Consider the following 16,758-nt stretch of genomic DNA (forward strand, 5'->3'; position numbering starts at 1 on the left):
CCCTGAACAAGGGTCGCAGAGGGTGCCGCCACGTCCGGCGACCGCGCGGGATCGTTCGCCCGCGGCGAACGGCATTCCATTACAGCTGTAACGGTGTAATCATGTAATTATGAAATCACACCACACCCACTCCCGGCGGTACGGCCGCCCCGGCGGCTGGCAGCAGGCCCAGCAGCCCGACGCGAGCGGCGCGGCCGAATGGTTCGCCGGACGCCTACCCGAAGCCTGGTTCGACGGGGACCCCACCGTCATCGTCGACCGCGAAGAGATCACCGTCATCGGCAAGCTGGCCGAGCCCGCGAACTCCGGCGACGAGAGCGAGGCCCGCGCGGAGGGCCGTATCTCGCGGTTCCGCGAGGAGACCCGCTCGGAGCGGATGCGCATCGCCGACGAAGCGCAGGATCGCTACGGGCGCAAGGTTTCCTGGGGCGTGGAGATCCCGTCCAAAGACGGGGTAGAGCGAATCCTGTTCACCCACATCGCCGTACCGGTGATGACGCGCCTGAAGCAACCCGAGCGCCAGGTGCTCGACACGCTGGTCGACGCCGGGGTCGCCCGGTCCCGCGCCGACGCGCTCGCGTGGACGGTCAAGCTTGTCGGTGAGCACACCGAGGAATGGCTGGCCAAGCTGCGCGACGCGATGTCGGCGGTCGACGACCTGCGCGCCGAGGGGCCCGACCTCCAGTCGTAAGCCAATGACGCAGTGCGCGTTGGTTATTCGTTGTCAACCTTGGCGAGGATCTTGTCGACTACCTGCCCGCCCTGATCGCTGATGTGGTAACCGCAGGCGTTGACGTCGGCCACCACGTTGTTCGCCACCCCCATGGCGCGCTCGCACTCCCAGCCGTCGGCGCCCTCCTGCGTCTCCAGCATGGTGATCTTCGGTGGCCCGCCACCGACTTGGGCTAACGACCACCTGAACACCTTGTCGTTCTTGTTCGTCACGGTCACCGTCTTGCCGGCGCAGTTCTTCCACTTGTCCGCCGACGTCTGCACGAACGCCTTGGCCTTGTCGGCCGACGGGAACGCCACCGCGGCCTGGTTGACCCAGTGGTCGTAATCGTCGCCGGGTTCGGAGGACACCAGGCCGCTGATCCCGGTGTAGCCGGTGCCCGCGTAGACCGGGTCCTGGCTGGTGTAGAGCGCGCCCAGGCAGTTCGGCGACGACAGCGTCACCGACGAGGTGTCCATCGACGCGATGGGCTTGCCGGGCGTCATGGTGGACGACCCCATGATCGAGTTGATGCCCGACGGATCCAGCAGCAGGGCGTTGAGCCGGCCGGGCGGTATGGGATCCGGGGGCGGCGGCGCGGGTGCCGGCCGGGTCAGCAGCCATATCCCCGCGCCGCCGCCGGCCAGGACGACCACGGCGGCGACGGCGGCGACGATGGGCCACGCGCTGCGTTTGGGTTTGGCCGGCGGCTGATTCCAGGACGCCGGGCCGGTGAACTGGGGCGGCGGGCCGCCCCAGTTGCCGCCGCCGCCCCCATAGCCCGGAGGTCCGGACGGCACGGGGCCGTTGTCGGGTGCCCATGGCCGCGGGGTCTGGGCGGCATGTGGCATCGGGCTCGAATTGGGCGCCGTGGGGTAGGGCGCCGGTGAACCCGGAACCGGCGCGGGCGGTGGGGCGGTGGCCTGGTGTTGCGGCGCGCCGACGGCGCTGGCGGCCAGGGTGGGTCCACCGCTGTCGTCGGTGGGGACCTCGGCGGTGGCGGGCAGGGTGGCTTCCTGGCTGCGGCGCACGATGTTGGACGCGTGGTCCTGATCGGGGTCGCTGAGGGCCTCGTGCGCGGCCAGCGCGAGATCGCCGGCGCTGGCGTAGCGGTCTTCCGGTTTCTTCGCCATGCCGCGCGCGACCACGGCGTCGAAGGCCTTGGGCACGCCCGGACGCATCTCGCTGGGCTTCGGGATGGGGTCCAACAGGTGGGCGGTGACCAGGGTGCTCGCGCTGTCGGCGCGATACGGCGGCGACCCGGTCAGGGCCTCGTGCAGCACGCACGCCAGCGCGTAGATGTCGGCGCGGTAGGTGACCTCGTCGTTGGAAAAGCGTTCGGGCGCCATGTATTTCCAGGTGCCGACGGCGGTGCCGAGCTGGGTGAGCTTCTCGTCGGTGGTCGCGCTGGCGATGCCGAAGTCGACCAGGTAGGCGAAGTCGTCGCGGGTGACCAGGATGTTGGGCGGCTTGACGTCGCGGTGCATCACCCCGGCGGCGTGGGCGGCGTCGAGCGCGGAGGCGATCTGGGTGATGATCGCCACCGCACGCGGTGGGGTCAGCGGGCCGAACCGCTTGAGCACGGTGTCCAGGTCGACGCCCTCGATCAGCCGCATCTCCATGTACATCTGGCCGTCGATTTCGCCGTAGTCGTGGATGGGCACCACGTGGGGTTCCTGCAAACGGCCGGCGATGCGCGCCTCGCGCTTCATCCGCTCGCGAAACACCGGGTCCTTGCTGAACGTGTCCGACATCAGCTTGACGGCCACCGTCCACTCCTTGACGGTGTGCTCGGCCTCGTAGACCTCGCCCATGCCACCGCGGCCCAGCAGTCGTTTCAGGTGATAGGGCCCGAACATCGAGCCCACCCGTGAGGCCTGCGCGTCGCTCATCCCTGACCCTCCAAAGCAACCCCGGACCCGCCGACCATATCAACACCGCCCGACCTGACCGGCCGGCCGCGAGCCCCGACTCAGCAATCAAGACGGTAGGCCCCCCGCGGCCCCGCCGCAGGACAACCGCGACATTGTTATGCGGGGTTATCCGGGCCGCCGCCACACCAGGAGATAACGCCAGAACAGCAGCCGGCGCACCCGGCCGCCCGGCAGGGTCGCGGTGGCGATTGCGCGGGCTTGCCGTGTGGTCAGCGGCGAATCGAGCTTCGGCATCGCCTCGTCGGTCGGGTCGAACCCGTACCATTCGCCGCGGCCGATGGTCCGCAGCGCGGCGAAGGCGGCGCCGAGCGCCGGATTGGCCGCCGCCGCAACGATTTCGGTGGGCCCCTCCCGGGGCAGGTCGGTCCGCGGCAGGACCACCGCGGCCAGCACGCCGCCCGGGCGCAGCGCCGGCGCCAGGCGCCGCAGGGCAGCGGCGAGCGGCAGGTGGTGCAACGCGGTGATCGACACGATCGCGTCGTAATGCGCTGCGGGCAAGGGCGTCTCCATCACGTCGGCGAGGGTGCAGGTGACGTTGGCCGGCGCGCGCAGGCGGGCCGCCTCGATCATCGCCGCCGACTTGTCGATCGCATCAACGTGATCGGCGCGGCCGGCCAGTCGTGTCGCGAATGCGCCCGCGCCGCAACCGACGTCGAGCACCCGCCCGCATCGGCGCGGCAGTTGCCGCAGCAGGGTTCGCTGGTAATAGGCGTTGTGGTCCCATGCCAGCCGACTCGCGTTCACGAGTGGTTGGCCCACCACTTGTACAGCTGATCGAGGTTGGGCCCCTGCGTGTTTCCCCCGACGACCGCGAACACCATGGTCTGCTGGTCGGTCCACATCACCTTCGGCTCGTCGTCCTTGTAGGTCCCGCAGGCGATCTGACCGAGGATGGTGTTCGGGTCTTTGTTGTGCCACCACGTGCCGGGTGAGGCCTTGTCTCCCGGGCACTTGACGATCGTGTCGGTTCCGGTGAAGCGGGTGAACGCGTCCTGCACGCCCTGCAAATCCGAGAACAGCGCGTAGGCCGAGATCGTGGGGCCGCCCGGATCGGTGTTCTGCCCGCACGAGACGGAGACGATCGAGCCCACCATCGGTTGCGGGTCCGGGTTGCACGTGCCGGGTGGGTAGCCGGCGGGCAGCAGGCTCAGCAGCCGGCTCACCGCGGCGGGCGGCGGACCGGTCGGCGACGGGGCGGTCGTGCGGGTGGTCGTCCTCTTGGTGACCGTTGTGGTGGTGGTGGTGCCGGCCGCGTTGGGGGTCGCGTTGTCGTCGTGTCCGACCGCGATCGAGATGCCGACGGCGGCGGCGACGAGGACGACCACGGCGGCGGCGGCTCCCGCGGCGATGGGCCACGGGTTGCGTCGGCGCGGCGGCGCCGGCGGGTACCCGGGCCCCCACGGCGCGGGGCCGGCGAACTGCGGTGGCGGCCCACCGAAGGGGGCTTGGTGCGGCGGGGGATTCGGCGGGGGCAATCCCGCGCCGGGCATGGGCTGCGGCCCGGGACCGACGGGCACCTTCGGTGCGGGCGGCGCGGATTGCTGACTGTGGCGCAGGATGTTGACGGCCTGGGTCTGATCGGGGTCGCTGAGCGCGTCGTGGGCGGCGCGCGCCAGATCACCGGCGCTGGCGTAGCGGTCGTGCGGCGTTTTGGCCATGCCGCGGGCGATCACCGCGTCGAAAGCCCGGGGGACGCCCGTCCGTTTGGCGCTGGGCTGGGGGATGGGTTCCATCAGGTGGGCCGTGACCAGCACCCCGGCGCTGTCGGACGGGTACGGCGGGGACCCGGTCAAGCATTCGTAGAGCACGCAGGCCAGCGAATAGATGTCGGCGCGGTAGGTGACCTCGTCGTCGGAAAACCGTTCGGGCGCCATGTATTTCCAGGTGCCCACCGCGGTGCCGAGCTGGGTGAGCTTCTCGTCGGTGGACGCGCTGGCGATGCCGAAGTCCACCAGGTAGGCGAAGTCGTCGCGGGTGACCAGGATGTTCGGTGGCTTGACGTCGCGGTGCATCACCCCGGCGGCGTGGGCGGCGTCGAGCGCCGAGGCGATCTGGGTGATGATGGCCACGGCCCGTGGCGGGCTCAGCGGGCCGAACCGCTTGAGCAACGTGTCCAGGTCGGTGCCCTCGATGAGGCGCATCTCCAAAAACAGTTGCCCGTCGATTTCGCCGTAGTCGTGGATGGGCACCACGTGGGGTTCCTGCAAGCGGCCCGTGATGCGCGCCTCGCGCCGCATCCGCTCGCGAAACACCGGATCGCTGCTGACCGATTCCGACATCAGCTTGAGTGCCACGGTCCAGCCCTTGCCGGTATGTTCGGCCTCGTAGACCTCGCCCATCCCGCCGTGGCCGAGGGCCCGTTTGAGCTCATAGGGCCCGAACCTCGACCCCGAACGCGCGCCCGGCGCCCCGCTCATCGATCCTCCCAACAACCCAGACCCGCCGACGATATCAACACCCTGGCCCGACGATCGGTCCGGCGGATCTAGACCTCGGTCTTGTCGCCCGTGGCGATCTCGAACGTGAACTCGTGCTCGCCGATGCGGATGTGGTCGCCGTCGTGCAGCGGGGTCGCCCTGCGGATGCGCTCGTGCTGCACGTGCACGCCGTTCGACGAGCGCAGGTCGTTGATGACGAAGCTGCTGCCGGTGTCGACGATGACGGCGTGGTGGCGGCTGACTTTCGGTGTGCCCAGGACGATGTCGTTGTCGCTGAGGCGCCCGATGCGGGTCGCGGCCTCCTGCAGCGCGTAGCTCTCGCCGGACTTCTCGCGCAGGTACGCGACCGCGTCGCGCTCGGACACCATCGTGTACTGGTCCATGACCGTGAGCGTCACGGCGGCGGTGGTCACGGCGGTCTTCTTGACGTCCAACGGTTCCTGGCGCAGGATCCGGTCGTTGAGGTCGCGCAGGGTCGGGCCCGGGTCGATGCCGAGGTCTTCGGCGAGCGTTTCTTTCACGCGCCGGTAGGCGGCCAGCGCGTCGGATTGGCGGTCGGTGAGGTAGTAGGCCGTGATCAGCTGCGCCCACAGCGGCTCGCGGTAGGGATGCTCCGCGGTCAGCGCTTCGAGTTCGGTGATCACGGCAACGGCACGCCCGCAAGCGATTTCGGCTTCCGCCTTTGCCGTGTGCACGAGAATCTTCTCCTCGACCAGGGAGGTCGCGAAGGTGTCGACGAACTGAAAGTCGCGCAGGTCCTCGAGCACGGGCCCGCGCCATTCCGCCAGGGCCGCGGACAGGTGTTTACCGGCCTGCTCGAACCGGCCGGCGGCGGCCGCCTGCACGCCCGCGGTCTTCTCCGCGATGAATCGCCCTATGTCGCAAGCGTTGTCGGGGATGGTGAGGCGATAGCCCGGGGGCGCCGCCGCCAACACGAGTCGCGAGTCGACCCCGAAACCGGCGAGCAGCTTTCGCAGGTTGGACACGTAGGAGTGAATGCTGGCCCTCGCGCCCGACGGCGGCGAGTCGTCCCAGAGCGCCGTGGTGAGCCGGTCGACGCCGACCGGGCTGTTCCGATTCATCAGCAGCACGGCCAGCACGGCACGCTGCTTGGGGGTGCCCAGCGGCACCAAGTCGCCGTCGACGCTCATTTGCAGCGGTCCCAGCAGTCCGAACTCGAGCCGTTTGTCCATCGCGCTCAACAGCCTCCCCGTCTTCCGCGGCGTCGCGTGCCAATGAGGTGTCCTGTCATTGTGATACGAACCGGCAAAATTAGGTAAGAACCCGCGAAACTCGCCGCGTCGCGGAAGTATCCGCGCGAATCGGGTTAGGGCTCAGAGAATTCGGCGGGCGACTCAGAGCGTGACGACCATCAGTTCGTTGCTCGTCTCCCAGGACTGCACGAAGAGCTGCAGGGGAATCTGCTCGTCGCGGCCCTCGGAGATGCCGCTGTCGTTGAGGTGAACGATGCCGTGGGTGGCGTCGACGCCGGTCACCACCACCGCGTGGTCGGACACCGGATTGCCGTTCTTGTCCTTGTCCTCAACGGGCTGGCGCCAGATGAGTTCGCCGTTGAGGCTGACGATCACCTTGTGTCCGCCGCCCAGCGCCTGCTTCAGTCCCGCGATGCCGGGCCGGATGCCGTTCCTGGCGGTGTCGTCCCGGTCGATGACGACGGCGGCGACGTGGTACTGGGCGAGCAGCGTCGGCACGTCCGCCAGACTGGCGCCCTCGCCCGAGTTGGGGTTGTCCGGGTCCGCCGGCTTGGTGTAGATCGGGCCCGCGTGCGCGACGCTGGGGGTCGAGTGGGCCCTGGCGATGATGGCCTGCTCCGAGGGCGCGTCGCCGGTGAGCTGGCCGATGACGTCGGCGCTGGCCATGAGCACGCAGTCGTCGTAGCGCTGCTCGTGCCAGTACTCGGCGGCGGCGACCGGATCGCCGTACAGGACCTCCGACGCCGCGTTGGCCGGGGCGGCCGCGCCGAGCGCGACGGCACCGGCGACCACTGCGAAGATGACGGTCCTGACGGCGGCGGCGATCGTGCTGGCCTTCATGGCATTTCCCTTCCCTGTGCGCTCGCTTGCGGGCGTTGAGTAAAGGCTCCGATGGCGGCCTTGTCGGGATCTCCACGAATTCTTGGAGGCGACCCGCTCGGCCGCGGTCTACGGCGGCGGACGGGGGACCCCGGTTGACCGGAATCCCCCGTCGCGGTGGGTGGTTGGCTGTGACCGCTAGGCGGTCTGGCCGGCGAATTGCGGGCAGTAGAACTTGGTGGCCGCGGCCACGAAGAAGCCGGCGTCCCGGGGCGACAACCTGGCCTGGCTCATCAGCATGAGCGTGACGGCGGCCTTGCTCTTGCCGGCGGCCAACTCGGCGCACACCTGGTGGCCGGCCCGGATCGCGTCCTGGTCGGTGGCGAAGGAGGTGGCATGGACCGTCGCCGCGGCGGCGCCGGCGGTGGCGACGGCGAGCCCGACGGCGGCGGTGCCCAGGGCGGTGGAAAGAGCAGTGGTGATGCGGGGTGCGAACATGGTCGTGGTCCTTTGCTGCTCGGTTCGGCGTTGAACGCGTTCAGCTTTCGGCCGTGTCCTTGCGGGATCCTTGACGAATCCTTGGTTACTGAGCCCGGGTCATCTCGTAATAGGCGCCCTGCCGGGCGAGCAGCTCGGCGTGGCCGCCCTGTTCGACGATGTGGCCGGCCTGCACGACCAGGATGCGGTCGGCATTGCGGATCGTCGAAAGGCGATGCGCGATAATGAAACTCGTGCGGTCGCGGCGAAGTTCCCGCATGGCGCGCTGCACGAGGGCCTCGGTGCGGGTGTCGACCGAACTGGTGGCTTCGTCCAGGATGAGCAGCTGCGGGCGGGCCAGGAATGCCCGGGCGATGGTGATGAGTTGCTTCTCGCCCGCGCTGATGGCGGCGCCGTCCCCGCTGACGCGGGTCTGGTACCCGGCCGGCAGCGTGTGCACGAAGCGGTCGACATAGGCCGCCCTGGCGGCCGCGACCACCTCGTCCTCGCCGGCCTCCGGCCGCCCGTAGGCGATGTTCTCGGCGATCGTCCCGTCGAACAGCCAGGTGTCCTGCAGCACCATGCCGATGCGCGAGCGCAGCGACTGCCTGCTCACGGTGGTGATGTCGACCCCGTCGATCAGGATCCGGCCGGAATCGACGTCGTAGAACCGCATCAGCAGGTTCACCATCGTCGTCTTGCCCGCGCCGGTCGGGCCGACGATCGCCACGGTGCTGCCGGGTTCGGCCACCAGGGACAGGTCGTGGATCACCGGCGTGCCCGGCCGGTACGCGAAGTTCACGTGCTGGAACTCGACGCGGCCGCCGGCCGGCGCCGCCAGGGCGCGCTCGGGCGCGGGCGGCTCCTCGGGCTCGTCGAGCAGGTCGAACACCCGCTCGGCACTGGCCACCCCGGATTGCAGGGTGTTGTACATCCCGGCCACCTGGCTGATCGGCGCGTTGAACTGCCGGACGTATTGGATGAACGCCTGGATGCTGCCCAGGGTGATCTGCCCGGTGGCCACCTGCAGGCCCCCGACGACGGCGACCGCGACGTAGCCGATGTTGCCGACGAACGCCGTCGCCGGGGCCACCAGGCCGGAGAAGAACTGGGCGCCGAAACTGGCCTGGTAGACGTCGTCGTTGTAGCGGCGGAACTGCTCGCGCGCCGCGGCCGCGTGCCCGAACGTCCTGACCACCGTGAACCCGCTGTAGGTCTCCTCGATGTGAGCGCCCAGGCGCCCAGTGCTCGTCCACTGGGCCACGAACAGGCGCTGCGAGCGCCGCGCGATCGCGCGGGTCGCCAGCAGCGAGACCGGCACCGCCGCCAGGGTGATCAGGGCCAGCAGCGGCGAGATGGACACCATCATCGCCAGCACGGCCACCACCGTCAGCATCGCCGTCACCAGCTGGCTGATCGTCATCGACAGCGACGATTGGACGTTGTCGATGTCGTTGGTGACCCGGCTCAGCAGCTCGCCGCGCTGGCGCCCGTCGAAGTAGGACAACGGCAGCCGGTGAATTTTGTCCTCGACGTCGCGACGCAGCGCGACCATGGTGCGCTGCACGGCGAGGTTGAGCAGGCGAGCCTGCGCCCAGATCAGCAGCGCGGCAACGACATACAGGGCGAGCGCCAACAACAGCGTCCGGCCCACGGCGCCGAAGTCCACGCCGCGGCCGGGCACCACCTTCATCCCGGACAGCAGGTCGGCGAAGGTGTTGTCGCCGCGGGCGCGGGCCGCGGCGACGGCCTGCGCCTTGGTGATGCCGGCGGGGAGCCGCCGCCCGATGACGCCGTTGAAGAGCAGGTCGGTGGCGTGGCCGAGGATGCGCGGAACGACGACCCCGATCACCGTCCCGGTGACGCCCAGCGCGATCACCGCGATGCTCAATCCTCGTTGCGGCGCAAGGCGTTTCACCAGACGGATCGCCGAACCCCAGAAGTCGCGGGATCGTCCCGTCGGGGCCGGGGCCCTCATTGCCCACCGACCGCGGCGCGCACCGACTGCGAGTCGGCGAATTCGGCGTAGGTGGGGCAGTCGGCCAACAGCGATTCATGCGTGCCCGCGCCCACCAGTTTCCCGCCGTCGACGACGATCACCTGGTCGGCCTGCGCCGCGGTCGAAATGCGTTGCGTCACGACGATGATCGTGGCCGCGCCGGCCGCACGCGCGAGCGACGCACGCACCCGCGCGTCGGTGTGCACGTCGAGCGCGGCGAACGAGTCGTCGAACAGGTAGATCGCCGGCCGGCGGATGACCGCCCGCGCGATCGCCAGCCGCTGCCGTTGCCCACCCGAAAAGTTGATCCCGCCCTGGGCGACCCGCATGTTCAGCCCGCCATCTGCTGAGCCGTGGGCCCGCACGAACCCCTCGGCGTCGGCCACCCGCAAGGCTTCCCACATCTCGTCCTCGGTCACCACCTCCCCGGGGACCGCGCCGTAGCGCAGGTTTTCCGCGACGGTGCCGGTGAACAGGTAGCCGCGCTGGGGGACCAGCCCGATCGCCGACCACAGCCGCTCGGGGTCGTAATCGCGGACACCGACGCCGTCGACCAGGACGGCGCCGGCGGTCACGTCGTAGAGGCGGCAGATCAGCGACACCAGCGTTGACTTGCCCGACCCGGTGCTGCCGACGATCGCGGTGGTGGTGCCCGGCCGGGCGGTCAGTGAAATGTCTTGCAGCACTGGACGGTCGGCGCCGGGATAGCTGAAACTCGCGCCGTCCAGTCGCACGACGCCGGTGATCCCGCCCGGCGGGAACGTGGGGTTCGGCGGGCACTGCACCGCGGCGCGCGTCGAGAGCACCTCGGTGATCCGCTCGGCGCACACCGACGCGCGCGGCAGCACCACCAGCGTCATGGTCGCCATCAGCACCGCCATCAGGATCTGGGTGAAGTAGGCCAGAAAGGCGGTCAGCGAGCCGACCTGCATCTGGCCGCGGTCGATGCGCAGCCCGCCGAACCAGATCAGCGCCACGCTGGACACGTTGATGGTCAGCGTGGTCACCGGCAGCATCAGCGCCTGCAGATTGCCGGTCGTCAGCGCCGTGCCGGAGAGCGCGGCGTTGGCGCGCGCGAACCGGTCGCGCTCGAAGCCCTCACGCGCGAACGCCCGGACCACCCGCACGCCCGACAGCTGGTCGCGCAACACCCGGTTGATGCCGTCGATCATGCCCTGCATGCGGCGCAGCAGCGGCAGCATGCGCGCCATGATCAGGTAGTTGGCCACCGCCATGACCGGCACGCTGACCAGCAGGAGCCAGGTCAACGCGGCCTCCTGATGGATGGCCATGACGACGCCGCCGACGCACATGATCGGCGCGGTGATCAAGACGGTGCCCGCGATCTGCACCAGATATTGGATCTGCCGGACGTCGTTGGTGCTGCGCGTCAACAGCGTCGGCGCGCCGAAGCGGGCGGTCTCGCGCTCGGAGAAGGTGGTGACGTGGTCGAAGATCGCCCGGCGCAGGTCGCGGCCGAAGCCCATGCCGGTCCGCGAGCCGAAATACACGGCCCCGACCGCGCACAGCACCTGGAGCCCGGTGACGGCGAGCATCACCGCGCCGAGCCGGACGATGGTGGCCGCATCGCCCTTGGCCACGCCCTCGTCGATGATCGCGGCGTTGACCGTGGGCAGGTACAGCGACGCCAGGGTGCTGGTCACCTGCAGCACCAGCAGCACCGCAACCAGCCGGCGGTACGGCCGGATGTACTGGCGCAGCAGTGCCAGGAGCATGTCGTAACTGTCGCACACGGCGGGCGCCGCGGTTGGGACCACCGTGTTGAAATGCCTGCTCAGGCGCCGCATCCCCGGGTGACCCGCGGGCTGCCGCTACAGTGCATCGTGTGACCAGCAGAAGGCGAGGCGCACGGGCGCTGGCTCTGGCGGTGTCGGCTCTGATGATCCTGATCCTGGCCGGCTGCTCGGGTTCCGGCGACAACAAGCCCGGAGCGACGGCGTCGTCGACGCCCGGCGGCGGGGAGGGTCACCACGGGCCGATGTTTCCGCAATGCGGCGGCATCAGCGATCAGACGGTGTCGGACCTGACCAAGGTGACCGGGCTGGTGAACACCGCCCGAAACTCCGTCGGGTGCCAGTGGCTGGCGGGCGGCGGCATCCTCGGCCCGCACTTCTCCTTCTCCTGGTATCGCGGCAGCCCGATCGGACGCGAGCGCAAGACCGAGGAGCTGTCGCGCGCCAGCGTCGACGACATCAACATCAACGGCCACGGCGGCTTCATCGCCGTCGGCAACGAGCCCAACCTGGGCGACTCGCTGTGCGAAGTGGGCATCCAGTTCTCCGACGACTTCATCGAGTGGTCGGTCAGCTTCAGCCAGAAGCCGTTCCCCCCGCCCTGCGACATAGCCAAGGAACTGGCCCGTCAATCGATTGCGAACTCGAAATGAGCAGAAGAACCGTCCGGGCCGGCGTGGCCGTGCTGCTCGCCGCGGTGCTCGTGCTGACGGGCTGCTCGAGGTCCGTCGGGGGGACCGCCGTGAAGGCGGGCGGCAATGTGCCGCGCAACAACAACTCCCAGCAGCAGTACCCGAACCTGCTCAAGGAATGTGAGGTGTTGACCACCGACATCCTGGCCAAGACCGTGGGCGCCGATCCGCTGGACATCCAGAGCACGTTCGTCGGCGCCATCTGCCGGTGGCAGGCCGCCAACCCGGCCGGCCTGATCGACATCACGCGGTTCTGGTTCGAGCAGGGCAGCCTGGGCAACGAGCGCAAGGTCGCCGACTTCCTGAAGTACAAGGTGGAGAACCGCGCGATCGCGGGCATCGAGTCGATCGTGATGCGCCCGGACGACCCGAACGGCGCCTGCGGCGTGGCCAGCAACGCGGCGGGGGTGGTCGGCTGGTGGGTCAACCCACAGGCGCCCGGCATCGACGCCTGCGGGCAGGCCATCAAGCTCATGGAGCTGACGCTCGCTACCAACTCGTAGTCAGCGCGGGACTTCGAACCCCGTCAGCGCGGCGCGGCCCGGCTCCAAATCCCGCCACGCGCCGGGCACCGCCAGCACCGCGATCGCCGACGTCGGAAATTTCGTCGAAATGCGTTCCACCACAGCGTCGTCCGTGCCGTCTCCGTCGGCCAGGATAAGCGCCAGTTCCGACGTCGTCGGCTCGTGACCGACGACCAGTAGGGTGCCTACCTCGTCGGACGTCTCGTTGATCTCCTCGATCACCGTTCCCGGGGTGGCCCCGTACAGTCGCTCGCTGTAGCGCACCGGGGCGTCGAGACCGGTGTTGGCCAGGGTCTGCCGGGCACGCGTCGCGGTGGAGCACAACACCGCGTCGACGGGTGACACGTTGGCGCGCAGCCAATCCCCGGCCAGCCCGGCCTCCCGGACCCCGCGCGGCGCCAACGGCCGGTCATGGTCGGCGACACCCTCCGGGTAGTCGGATTTCGCGTGCCGCATCAGCAGCAGGGTGCGCTTACTTTGCATCTTGCTCACACCGGCAGCACGGTCCCGGTGGCCGGGCCCAGGATGATCTGCTGACCACCGGGGGGCACGTAGCCGCCGGTGGTCCCGTAAAGGCCGTAGAGCGGGCTGAGTGGGCCGTGGCCGGAGTAGATGTCGTTGATCCAGCCCGTGGACAGCGTGTAGACGGCCTCGGTGTTGCCGCCCGGCGAGAAGCTGGTGAACAGTTGTGCGACGAAGTCGATGACGGGCTTGTTGCCCAGCAGCGAGTCGACGTGCGATCCGTTGGCCAGCTCGACGCCGGTGAACTGCCCCGGGTACAGGCTGACCAGTTCATTCGTGGTGGCGCCGAAGGCGTTCCACGCCTGCGGCGGCGAGGCCACCACGTAGTCGGGGACGTTCAACGTCTTGAGGTTGGCGATCGCCGCCGCGAAGGCCGAGGAGTCGTTGGCGACCCCGTCGAACATGATCACACCGAGAAGATGGTTGTTGGCGGTGTTCGTCCCGAGGTCCGCGATGTAGTCGCCGGCGGCGAGCGTGGCCAGGCCGCCGCCGGCGGAATGCCCGCTGATCATGAAGCTTTGCGGCAGCGTGCCGTGGTAACCGGCCTGGCTGGCGCTGAGGTTCAGCGCGGTCTCGTTGCCCAGGAACAGCGAGCCCACCGCCTGCTGCATCTGCGTGCCGCCCAGCCAGGCGCCCATCGGCAACGGGATCGACGAGACGGTCGGGACGACCACGATGCTGTCGGTGCCGTACGCCAGGGCGGTGGCCAGAGCGCCGTACCAGCCGCCCGTTCCCAGGAAGCCGTGCTGGAGATAGATGACGCCTCGGGCGTTCACCGTGCCGTCCGCCTGCGTCGGGAAGTACCAGCGCGCCGGGGCGTCGTAGCCGTGGGGGCCGACCGGAATCTCCAGGTAGGACATCCCCTCCCGGACCCCGGTCACCGGCCCGGGGGCTCCCGTCCCCTGAAACACGCCGCCGCTCTGGTTCCCGAGCGTCCCGTTGAGAAAGCCGGTGATGAGCCTGCCGGCCAGACCGGGTCCGGTGGTGCCGGTGACGGCGGGGCCGACGGCACCCTGACCGAAGAGCGGTTGCCCGGTCAGATAGGTGAACGGGGAGAAGAAGCCCACGTCGAAGAACTGTTGCTCCACCCCCTTCACCAGCAGGGACAGGTTCGTGAGCTCGCCGGCGGCGTAGGTGGCGCCCGCGGCGCCGAGCGTCCCCACGAACCGGGCATGGAAGACCGTGGTCTGCGCGGTCAGCGCGTGAAACTGTTCGGCGAAGTCGCCGAAGACGGTCGCGACCGCCGCCGACACCTCGTCGCCGGCCGCCGCGGCAATCCTCGTCGTCGAGGGAGCCGCCGCGGCGGACGCCTGCTTGATCGCCTCCTCGATGCCGGTCAAGTCGGCCGACGCCGCGGCAAGAGCGTCGGGCGCCGCGGTCACATATATAGGCATGGGCGGCTCCCATCCTCGGCAGAACGCAAGACAGTTGAGAAATGCTAAACGAGGTCACTCGCCGCGCGGTTCGTAATGCGAGATTCGGTTGCACGGACCTGCCGATCCACGTCCCGCGTCTTGTCGGTGTGCGGACCTAGACTTCGCGGTGCCCTGACAGCCACGAATCCGAAAGGGGGCCGCCGGGATGCGTTTCCTGCACACCGCCGACTGGCAGCTGGGCATGACGCGGCACTTCCTCGCCGGCGACGCCCAGCCGCGGTATTCGGCCGCCCGCCGGGACGCGGTGGCCGGCCTGGGCGCACTGGCCGCGGAGGTGGGCGCCGAGTTCGTCGTCGTCGCCGGCGACGTCTTCGAACACAACCAGTTGGCGCCGCAGGTGATCGGGCAGTCGCTGGAAGCCATGCGCGCCATCGGCATTCCCGTGTACCTGCTGCCGGGCAACCACGACCCGCTCGACGCGTCGTCGGTGTACACCGGCGCGCTGTTCACCGCCGAACGCCCGGACAACGTCACCGTCCTCGACCGCCCCGGCGTCCACGAGGTCAGGCCCGGGCTGCAGATCGTCGCCGCGCCGTGGCGGTCCAAGGCCCCGACCACCGACCTGGTGGCCGAGGTCCTGGAAACCCTGCCGGCCGAACCCGTCACCCGCATCCTCGTCGCCCATGGCGGTGTCGACGTCCTGGATCCCGACCGCGACAAGCCCTCGCTGATCCGGCTGGCCAAGCTCGAGGACGCCGTCGACCGCGGCCTGCTGCACTATGTGGCGCTGGGGGACAAGCATTCGCTCACCCGGGTCGGCGACAGCGGGCGCATCTGGTACTCCGGCTCACCGGAGGTCACCAACTTCGACGACGTCGAGTCGAACCCGGGTCACGTGCTCGTCGTCGACGTCGACGAAGACGACGGCGCCGTCGCGGTCGAATCCCGGCACGTCGGGCGCTGGCGCTTCGTCACCCTGCGCCGCCAGGTCGACACCGGCCGCGACATCGCCGATCTCGATCTGAACCTGGACCTGATGACGGAGAAGGAGCGCACCGTGGTGCGGCTGGCGCTGGCGGGTTCGCTGACGGTCACCGACCGCGCCGCGCTGGACGCGTGCCTGGACCGCTACGCCCGGCTGTTCGCCTGGCTGGGCGTGTGGGAACGGCACACCGAGCTCGTCGTCATGCCCGCCGACGGCGAGTTCACCGACCTGGGCATCGGCGGGTTCGCCGCCGCGGCCGTCGACGAGCTGGTGGCCACCGCGCGGGAGGGTGACGCCGAGTCCGCCGCCGACGCGCAGGCCGCGCTGGCGCTGCTGCTCCGGCTGGCCGATCGGGGCGCCGCGTGAAGCTGCACCGCCTAGTCCTGACGAACTACCGGGGCATCGCGCACCGCGAGATCGAGTTCCCCGACCACGGTGTCGTGGTGGTCAGCGGCGCCAACGAGATCGGCAAGTCGTCGATGATCGAGGCGCTCGACCTGCTCCTGGAATCGCGGGACCGCTCCACCAAGAAAGAGGTCAAGCAGGTCAAGCCGACCCACAGCGACGTCGGCTCCGAGGTCAGCGCCGAAATTAGTTGCGGCCCATACCGTTTCGTCTACCGCAAGCGGTTTCACAAGAAGTGCGAGACCGAGCTGACGGTGCTGACGCCGCGCCGCGAGCAGCTGACCGGCGACGAGGCGCACGAACGGGTCCGCGCGATGCTGGCCGAGACGGTGGACAACGACCTCTGGCACGCGCAGCGGGTGCTGCAGGCCGGCTCGACCGCCGCGGTGGACCTGTCCGGCTGCGACGCGCTGTCGCGGGCGCTCGACGTGGCGGCCTCGAACTCCCAGACTGCGGCGGCGCTACAGGGCACGGAGCCACTGCTGATCGAGCGGATCGACGCCGAGTACGGCCGCTACTTCACCCCGACCGGGCGTCCCACCGGCGAGTGGTCCGCCGCCATCTCCCGGCTGGCCGACGCGGAAGCCGCAGTGGCGGAATGCGTTTCGGCGGTGGCCGAGGTCGACGACCGGGTGCGCCGCCACGCCGAGCTGACCGAGCAGGTCGCCGCCTTGTCACAACAACGGGCCGCCGCCGCCCCGCGGCTCGTCGCCGCGCGGACCGCCGCTGAGCGGATCGCCGAACTCACCAACCAAGCGCACGAAGCCAAGCTGGTCGCCGACGCCGCCGCCGCGACGGGTGCCGCGGCGGCCGCCGCCCACGACGCTCGAGTGCGCCTGCTCACCGAAATCGAAAGCCGCACCGCGACCGTCGCCGCCGCGGCGGCCGGCGCAGCGGGCCGCCGACG

The 16,758-nt window shown here is 69.8% G+C and carries 15 protein-coding genes; 5 read left to right on the forward strand and 10 right to left on the reverse strand.

Going from position 1 to position 16,758, the window contains the following annotated elements; translation table 11 throughout:
- Window positions 1-109: 109 nt before the first annotated feature.
- The gene (locus A5696_RS21080; RefSeq protein ID WP_067882934.1) at window positions 110-691 is read left to right on the forward strand and encodes a hypothetical protein; all 582 of its coding nucleotides are present in this window, start codon (window positions 110-112) and stop codon (window positions 689-691) included.
- 23 nt (window positions 692-714) lie between these two features.
- Here the strand turns inward: A5696_RS21080 and A5696_RS21085 are convergent, their stop codons facing one another.
- From A5696_RS21085 to A5696_RS21120, 8 genes are all read right to left on the reverse strand, one after another.
- Window positions 715-2,604, reverse strand: a complete 1,890-nt coding sequence (locus tag A5696_RS21085; RefSeq protein WP_067882935.1) for a serine/threonine-protein kinase PknH/PknJ — start codon at window positions 2,602-2,604, stop codon at window positions 715-717.
- A gap of 147 nt (window positions 2,605-2,751) precedes the next feature.
- Window positions 2,752-3,390, reverse strand: coding sequence for a bifunctional 2-polyprenyl-6-hydroxyphenol methylase/3-demethylubiquinol 3-O-methyltransferase UbiG (locus A5696_RS21090; protein WP_231964544.1), 639 nt, complete (start codon window positions 3,388-3,390; stop codon window positions 2,752-2,754).
- Window positions 3,387-5,063, reverse strand: coding sequence for a serine/threonine-protein kinase (locus A5696_RS21095; RefSeq protein ID WP_067882936.1), 1,677 nt, complete (start codon window positions 5,061-5,063; stop codon window positions 3,387-3,389). The genes A5696_RS21090 and A5696_RS21095 overlap by 4 nt, the downstream gene beginning before the upstream one ends.
- Window positions 5,064-5,131: 68 nt before the next feature.
- The gene (locus tag A5696_RS21100) at window positions 5,132-6,277 is read right to left on the reverse strand and encodes a BTAD domain-containing putative transcriptional regulator (protein WP_067882937.1); all 1,146 of its coding nucleotides are present in this window, start codon (window positions 6,275-6,277) and stop codon (window positions 5,132-5,134) included.
- A 162-nt stretch (window positions 6,278-6,439) separates the two neighbouring features.
- Window positions 6,440-7,138, reverse strand: coding sequence for a hypothetical protein (locus A5696_RS21105; RefSeq protein ID WP_067882938.1), 699 nt, complete (start codon window positions 7,136-7,138; stop codon window positions 6,440-6,442).
- A 177-nt stretch (window positions 7,139-7,315) separates the two neighbouring features.
- Window positions 7,316-7,615 (reverse strand): DUF732 domain-containing protein, encoded by a 300-nt coding sequence (locus tag A5696_RS21110; RefSeq protein WP_067882939.1) that lies wholly within the window; start codon window positions 7,613-7,615, stop codon window positions 7,316-7,318.
- A gap of 85 nt (window positions 7,616-7,700) precedes the next feature.
- A complete protein-coding gene (locus A5696_RS21115) occupies window positions 7,701-9,572 on the reverse strand; it encodes an ABC transporter ATP-binding protein (protein WP_067882940.1) in 1,872 nt (623 codons plus the stop codon).
- On the reverse strand, window positions 9,569-11,329 hold the full coding sequence (locus A5696_RS21120; protein WP_067882957.1) for an ABC transporter ATP-binding protein: 1,761 nt from the start codon (window positions 11,327-11,329) through the stop codon (window positions 9,569-9,571). The genes A5696_RS21115 and A5696_RS21120 overlap by 4 nt, the downstream gene beginning before the upstream one ends.
- A gap of 164 nt (window positions 11,330-11,493) precedes the next feature.
- Between A5696_RS21120 and A5696_RS21125 the strand changes: the two genes are divergently transcribed.
- Both A5696_RS21125 and A5696_RS21130 read left to right on the forward strand, forming a co-directional pair.
- Complete coding sequence (locus A5696_RS21125) at window positions 11,494-12,000, forward strand: DUF3558 domain-containing protein (RefSeq protein ID WP_067882941.1); 507 nt, start codon at window positions 11,494-11,496, stop codon at window positions 11,998-12,000.
- Window positions 11,997-12,542 (forward strand): DUF3558 domain-containing protein, encoded by a 546-nt coding sequence (locus A5696_RS21130; RefSeq protein ID WP_067882942.1) that lies wholly within the window; start codon window positions 11,997-11,999, stop codon window positions 12,540-12,542. The genes A5696_RS21125 and A5696_RS21130 overlap by 4 nt, the downstream gene beginning before the upstream one ends.
- On the opposite strand, the gene A5696_RS21135 is transcribed toward A5696_RS21130, so the two are convergent.
- Complete coding sequence (locus A5696_RS21135; RefSeq protein WP_067882958.1) at window positions 12,543-13,046, reverse strand: histidine phosphatase family protein; 504 nt, start codon at window positions 13,044-13,046, stop codon at window positions 12,543-12,545. It lies immediately after the preceding gene.
- Between the two features lie 5 nt (window positions 13,047-13,051).
- Window positions 13,052-14,479 (reverse strand): PE domain-containing protein, encoded by a 1,428-nt coding sequence (locus A5696_RS21140; protein ID WP_067882943.1) that lies wholly within the window; start codon window positions 14,477-14,479, stop codon window positions 13,052-13,054.
- A 187-nt stretch (window positions 14,480-14,666) separates the two neighbouring features.
- Here A5696_RS21140 and A5696_RS21145 point away from each other — a divergent pair, with 187 nt between their 5' ends.
- Both A5696_RS21145 and A5696_RS21150 read left to right on the forward strand, forming a co-directional pair.
- A complete protein-coding gene (locus tag A5696_RS21145) occupies window positions 14,667-15,812 on the forward strand; it encodes an exonuclease SbcCD subunit D (RefSeq protein WP_067882944.1) in 1,146 nt (381 codons plus the stop codon).
- Window positions 15,809-16,758 (forward strand): AAA family ATPase (locus A5696_RS21150; protein WP_156738526.1); only part of this gene is annotated, 950 nt, incomplete at its 3' end. The genes A5696_RS21145 and A5696_RS21150, both read left to right, overlap by 4 nt.

Origin of the sequence: Mycobacterium sp. E2699, from assembly GCF_001666745.1 — a bacterium.
In the GTDB taxonomy this organism is placed as follows: domain Bacteria; phylum Actinomycetota; class Actinomycetes; order Mycobacteriales; family Mycobacteriaceae; genus Mycobacterium.